This window comes from Mesorhizobium sp. M0185 (assembly GCF_040322175.1).
Classification (GTDB): Bacteria; Pseudomonadota; Alphaproteobacteria; order Rhizobiales; family Rhizobiaceae; genus Mesorhizobium.
On sequence record NZ_JAMYSY010000099.1, the window covers coordinates 1 to 5,995 of the forward strand.

7 protein-coding genes and 2 pseudogenes are annotated in these 5,995 nt (G+C 58.6%); 7 read left to right on the forward strand and 2 right to left on the reverse strand.

Annotated features, from left to right (window positions below):
• From NKJ20_RS33540 to NKJ20_RS33560, 5 genes and pseudogenes are all read left to right on the forward strand, one after another.
• Positions 1-332 (forward strand): Crp/Fnr family transcriptional regulator (locus tag NKJ20_RS33540; RefSeq protein ID WP_352749882.1); only part of this gene is annotated, 332 nt, incomplete at its 5' end.
• Positions 333-500: 168 nt separating this feature from the next.
• Positions 501-608, forward strand: a pseudogene (locus NKJ20_RS34295) (hypothetical protein); the annotation flags it as partial.
• Positions 574-1,287, forward strand: coding sequence for a DUF4062 domain-containing protein (locus NKJ20_RS34300; RefSeq protein WP_502895034.1), 714 nt, complete (start codon positions 574-576; stop codon positions 1,285-1,287). The pseudogene NKJ20_RS34295 and the gene NKJ20_RS34300, both read left to right, overlap by 35 nt.
• Positions 1,226-1,720, forward strand: a complete 495-nt coding sequence (locus NKJ20_RS33555; RefSeq protein ID WP_352749885.1) for a DNA ligase-like domain-containing protein — start codon at positions 1,226-1,228, stop codon at positions 1,718-1,720. The genes NKJ20_RS34300 and NKJ20_RS33555 overlap by 62 nt, the downstream gene beginning before the upstream one ends.
• 94 nt (positions 1,721-1,814) lie before the next feature.
• Positions 1,815-2,786: an oxygenase MpaB family protein gene (locus NKJ20_RS33560; protein WP_352749887.1), complete on the forward strand. Its 972-nt coding sequence runs from the start codon at positions 1,815-1,817 to the stop codon at positions 2,784-2,786.
• Positions 2,787-3,409: 623 nt separating this feature from the next.
• Here NKJ20_RS33560 and NKJ20_RS33570 read toward each other — a convergent pair.
• Positions 3,410-4,189 (reverse strand): SDR family NAD(P)-dependent oxidoreductase, encoded by a 780-nt coding sequence (locus NKJ20_RS33570; RefSeq protein WP_352749888.1) that lies wholly within the window; start codon positions 4,187-4,189, stop codon positions 3,410-3,412.
• Complete coding sequence (locus tag NKJ20_RS33575; protein ID WP_352530916.1) at positions 4,176-4,868, reverse strand: GntR family transcriptional regulator; 693 nt, start codon at positions 4,866-4,868, stop codon at positions 4,176-4,178. The genes NKJ20_RS33570 and NKJ20_RS33575 overlap by 14 nt, the downstream gene beginning before the upstream one ends.
• A 206-nt stretch (positions 4,869-5,074) precedes the next feature.
• On the opposite strand from NKJ20_RS33575, the gene NKJ20_RS33580 reads away from it, so the two are divergent.
• Both NKJ20_RS33580 and NKJ20_RS33585 read left to right on the forward strand, forming a co-directional pair.
• A complete protein-coding gene (locus tag NKJ20_RS33580; protein ID WP_352749889.1) occupies positions 5,075-5,644 on the forward strand; it encodes a sugar ABC transporter substrate-binding protein in 570 nt (189 codons plus the stop codon).
• Positions 5,614-5,995, forward strand: a pseudogene (locus NKJ20_RS33585) (transposase); the annotation flags it as partial. The gene NKJ20_RS33580 and the pseudogene NKJ20_RS33585, both read left to right, overlap by 31 nt.

Below are 5,995 nucleotides of genomic sequence, written 5' to 3' on the forward strand. Positions count from 1 at the left end.
CGACTTTTGCCTGGATGCTGCTTGAGCATCTGTCTGCCCAGCTCCGGCGCATGACCGAGCGGGTATTCGAATACAGCACTCTGGTGGTGCGAAAACGGCTGATCGTCGAGCTCCTGCATCGGGCGGAGAAAGCCGCACTCGTGGACGGCGAGGTGTCCGTAAGCCCGGCACCGACGCATTCCGAGCTGGCGGCAACGATGAGCACGCACAGGGAAGCGGTCTCGCGCGAAATGAGCGACCTCGCCAAGAGAGGCCTGATCGAAAAGCGCGGCAGCAGGTTATTGCTGCATGACGTCTCGGCACTACGGGCGCTGGTCGACAAGCAGGAATAGCGACGGCTGTCGCTGCGGCGGGGCGCACCGCACGTTTCATACTCCTCGTTCCGGCAAACCGGGCAACCTAGCGTGCCAGCGCGCGGGTCGGGCTTTGATCACTTCACCCCTTGCAAGAACCATGACTCGGCTTCTTGATGCGGGCACGGAACGTTATCCCCAGCCTGCTTGCAGACTTACAAGGGCGGATCGAAGGGTGAAGCCGCATGGACGTTATACCAAATCTTCGTCAGCTCGACCTATGCCGATTTGGTGGACGAAAGACGGTCGGTCATCGAGGCCGTTCTTAACCCTCGGGCATATTCCTGTGGGGATGGAGGCATTCCAAGCCAGCGACGACACTCAATGGGATTACATTAAGCGGCGCATCGATGACAGCGACTACTACGTACTCATCGTAGCAGAGCGGTACGGCTCAGAGTTGAAGGGTAAGAGCTACACCCAGATGGAGTACGAGTACGCCGTCGCCCAAGGCGTGCCTACCGTGGCGTTTTTGCTCGAAGGCGGTGCTCGCAAGACGTGGGCCGCGGAAAAGGTCGAGTTCGAGAAAAAGGCCAAACTCGAGAGATTCCGAAAGCTGTATGAAAAGAAGCTCGTCAAATATTGGCGCAACAAGGACGATTTGGCGGGTAAGGTTGTGATGGCTATTAGACGTTATGACCGTGGTCTGAGCGGCGGCCCGCCCTTAGTCTTTGCAGCTGTTAAGCAAACGGGGGTTGCTCGGGAGTGCCGAGCCGAGCCCCAAGCGAAGAAAGGACGGGCCATGGAGCAAGATAACGTTTTTTACGTCGGTGTCGATGTGTCGAAAGCCAAGCATGCTGTCGCGATTGCCGAGGGCGGACGCGGTGGAGAGGTCCGGTATTTCGGCGAGGCGTTCCCCGCGCGCTGTCATCGTGATCGTGTCGCCTTCGGACAGTTTCGCCATCGGCATCGCCCTCGCAAAGGCCGCCGCTGAACTGGACGTGGAAAGCCCCATCATCGACGGTGAGATCGTCGTATTGAACGGGACTGGCCTGTCTGACTTCGGAGCCTTGCGGAAAGCCATAACCCGACGCCAGCACGAGTTGCTCGGCGTCGAGCGTGAACCCGGAAAGCCGGCTTTCGCCCTGATGGCTGAGCGTGGCACAGGACGCTATGTCGGGACCGCCTTTATCACCTTGAACCGGGAGATGCGGGAACGCTGGGCGGCGCGATCGCCGGATCCATGCTCGGTGCCGGTGTCGTCAAGCCAAAAAGATCTTGCCTTCTCCTATCGGCGGACGAGGCCCGACTACGGCGGAAGCTCGCGCTGGATCGAGGTGACATGGATGACGACGCCCGAGCCTTGCTCCATCATCATTGGCAACAGGGCAGATCAAGCAGCGTTCATCGGCTTCGCGCGAGGATGATTTGGAACGACGGGAAGACCAAAGACGTTCGTGCATATTGCATCCGCCAGCCACAGGTCTAACGCTTGCTATTCTCAGTAGTTCGAGGCGTACCATGTTTCGCAACTCGGGCATCATTTCTCTGCGTCGCCCGCTTGAGCGTCGTGTGGACACTCTTGCCCAGTCGTTCATGCGCCAGCGGCTCGGATCTCAGATGGACTTCTCGACTCCGGAAGGCGAGCCGGCGCTGTTACCACCCAACTCGGTGTCCTGGCGCATTTTTAAGAACCCTGTTGCGGTGTTCATCGGCGGGGTAACGGCGGTGCTGCTCGAATTGGCAGAGCCGCGGGTTCGCGACGCCATTTGGCAGCACAGCACCTTCCGCTCCCTCGCGCTCCGACGATTGCAGCGTACGGGCCTCGCTGCTTTGGTCACGGTCTACGGCCCCCGATCCAAGGCTAAGGCCATGATTGAAGATGCGGTCAGGATGCATGGGCGCGTTTCGGGTCGAACCAGCGAAGGCGAGCCATACCACGCCACCGACCCGGAGCTGCTGGACTGGGTGCAAGCGACGGCCGAGTTTGGTTTCATGGAGGCCTATCACGTCTATGTGCATCGTCTGCATTTTTTCGAACGGGACGCGATGTTTGCTGAGGCTCGCCCCGTGGCGCTTCTCTATGGTGCGGTCGGCGCGCCCACGTCTCAGGCCGAGCTTTACGCGCTGTTCGACGTGATGAGGCAAAGACTCGTCGCGTCGCCGATCGTGTCGGAGTTCCTGGAGATCATGGAAGAAGTTCCCGCCTTGCCGGGAGTTGCTCGACCCCTTCAGCGGCCGTTTCTCAAGGCGGCCGTCGAGATCCTACCCCAATGGGTCCGCAAGCGGTTGGAACTCGGCGACCGCTGGACCTTGAAGCCGTGGGAGCGTGCTGTTGTGAAGACGACGGCTGCAATCTGCGACAGCACCGTGCTTCATTCATCACCAGCCGTCCAGTCGTGCCGCCGCCTCGGCCTTTCCGAGAGCTATCTCTATTGCCGAACGGCATCCGAAAACCTACACAGAACCGGACAGTGTTCGTTCCTTGACTAAATGTCAGGCACGCGTCGTGCAGACGTTCAGCTTCTAGTTAACGCGTCTTGAAGGCACGAACTCGATAGCCCACTGGACAGCGGGACGTGACGCAGGCCCGCCAAGCAGACGCGAACAAACTACCGGACGGCTGCCGGCAACAGTGAAGACCGTCGTACTGTCAAAACCGGCATGGGCCGGCTCGTGGCCAGAGCCGCCGCCCGAGATGACCGTGTAGCTCTTCTCGGTGACTGTCAAAGTCACGATCCTGATCCGCGGGTCAAAGAGCGCCTCCAGCAGCTGAGCGGGCCTTCCGGTGCGACAAGAATATGGCCGATAGAACCGACTATCCGAAGGCTCGTCTGTTCAGCTTGACGACTGACAACTGTGTACAGACCATCTTGAGGAGCAAGCGCGTCCCGCGTGTCCGAACTCCAGAGCAGGCTGCAATCATGCCCCAATCGAGTTGTCCCGCGGCCAGGCAATCATCCGTATAGATTGCCTGATGGGCCCTGTGCCAGTTGCCGATACCGAGATGCACGATTCCGGGCGTCACACTCCGTCGATCGTACCGAGGAATTCGGACACCGGCTGATGCGAGCGCCAAATTGGCGTGAGAAAGACGATTTTCCATTGTATGCAGCTCAATCGAAATGGAGACCACCGTTCATATCGATAACCTCGCCCGTGATGAAACCGGCTAGAGGTGACGCGAGGAATGAAACGGTGTGGGCGACTTCTTGAGGTTCGCAAAATCGCCCGACCGGGATTTGAGCAAGCTGCGCCACGCGCTGTTCGTCGTTGAGCTGTTCGGAAACCATCGGCGACATTACGTAGGCGGGCGCAATTGCATTGGAGGTCACGCCCTGGTCAGCGGTCTCGCGGGCAATTGAAAAGGTCAGCCCGATCATCGCGCTCTTCGAAACTGAATACGCCGTCCCTGCGGTCAAGCCTCCGCTTTTGGCGGCATAGGAGGAGATATTGATCACCCGACCCCACCGTTTCGAGCGCATGACTGGAAGAAATATCTGGGCGAGAAGGAATGCGGCTTCTACGTTGACTATGTTGACCCTTCGCCATTCCTCGATCGAGGTATCTGCCATTTTGTGGTTCGACAGAATGCCAGCATTGTTGACCAAAATGTCGACCGAACCGAAGTGCTGAAGAACCTTCTCCGCCGCCGCGCGCGTTGAACTCTCAACTGCCAGATCAACACCGACGGCAACGGCGCCATGTCCTATTCGCGACGCCAGCGCCTCTGCAGCCTCGGGGAGCAGATCCAGGACTGCTACTTGAGCGCCGGCGCGCGCCAGTTCGGCTGCGATTGCGGAGCCGATAGCGCCTGCGCCTCCAGTTACGACAGCGGTTTTTCCTTCTAGCGATTGCAAGCGGGAATTCTCCATTACCTGGTCAGACAGCGGCATGGCGTGTGTCCGACGCATGCGCGTCGAAAAGGACAAAGATTTTATCGAGATGGGCGACCAATGCGGCTTCCGCACCGGGTCCGTCATTGGCATCCAGCGCATCCAGAATTGCCAAATGCTCCTGCAGCACAACCGCAAATCGTGCGGCATTGCCGGAGAAACGAATAAAGCGAGTCAGCTTGGCTTTAGCAGCGTGGATGGTCGTCCAAACTCCCGGTCGCTGCGCGAAAGACGCAAACAATTGGTGAAAATTCTCGTCATTGTCGTGAAATCCGTCAATATCGCCCTCAGCGATACTCCGTTCTTGAGCCGCCACCAGTGAACGCATTTCAGCGCTCATCGCTGGCGTCCAACGCGGCGCAACTTCGCGAAGAAGGCAAGTTTCCAGGGAACGGCGGACAAAATGGCTGTCTTGGATGCTGACGATATCAATTTGCGAAACAAAACTGCCGAGCTGCGGAAAGACACTTACAAGTCCGTCTTCGGCCAATCTTTGAATCGCTGCCCTCACAGGTGTGCGAGACACATTGAACTGGCGACACACCGCGTTTTCACTAATCGATTCGCCAGGCAAGAGCTTCGCACGCACGATTGCCTCGCGCAGGACGGAGTAAATTTGCTCACTCGCTGAACTGCGCCGGTTCAAAAACACGTCTAGTTCAGCCAATCCGGAAGACATGGCTTTCGCTCCATTCTGGTCGCAACGCGATATCGCGTTCCGCTCGCCTTCTTGCACAATGTCCTCGGAAAAATGCCATCAACAAAAAAGCAGTTGCACCTTGTATACAAGTGTACTAGAACTTCTGCGCTGAATGCAAGCCATTTGCGCTGGCGGTCTCGACAATTTTAAGCGGGAAGGCGGCGCTCTCAACGGGAGGAGTTTTGATGTCGAACTATTTGCGTCGCGTGCTCGCGATTGGACTGCTATCCGCAATAGGCGTGGGGTCCGCCTTCGCCGCTGGAGATTCAAAAATTGCGCTGGTTCCCGGAGGTCCGCACCCCTACTTCGCGGCGTGGGAGCAAGCTGGTAAGGATGCTGCCAAGGATTTTGGCCTGGCCGCAGCAGACTACAAGGTGCCGCAAAAGTGGGAACTCAGCCAGCAGAACCAGCTGCTCGAGAGCCTTTTGACCCAGGGTTACAACGGTTTTCTGATTTTCCCAGGTGACCCCGTCGGATCGGTCAGTACCGTCGACGAGCTCGTGTCCAATGGCGCGCCTGTCATCGGCGGCGCAGGGTGCTTCAAGGATCCTTCTTCAGCAACCTTCTGCCTCGGCACCGACACTGGCAATTCAGCATACATTGGAACCAAGGAGCTTTTGAAAACACTGACGGGCACCAAGAAGCGCATTGCTCATTTCACCGGCTTCCTTGTTGATCCGAATACCCAGCTTCGCATCGACGCCGTCGCCAGGCATTGCAGAGTGTCGTGCAGGAGGTTCTTGAAGCCGAGATGACGGAGGCGATCGGGGCCGAGAAAGGCGAGCGGACGGCGGAGCGGACGAGTTACCGGTCCGGCTATTACGAGCGCAAGCTGGTGACGCGGGTCGGGGTGCTGGAGCTTCGCGTTCCGCAGGATCGGGCTGGCCGGTTCTCGACGGAGTTGTTTGAGCGCTACCAGCGTTCGGAGAAGGCATTGGTGTCGGCGCTGGTCGAGATGTACGTGCAGGGCGTTTCGACCCGCAAGGTGAAGGCGGTGACGGAGGAACTGTGCGGCCACTCTTTCTCGGCCTCGACGGTGAGCGAGGCGACGATGCGGCTGGATGAGGCGCTCAAGGCGTTCTTCACGCAGCGGCTCGAGGAAAGCT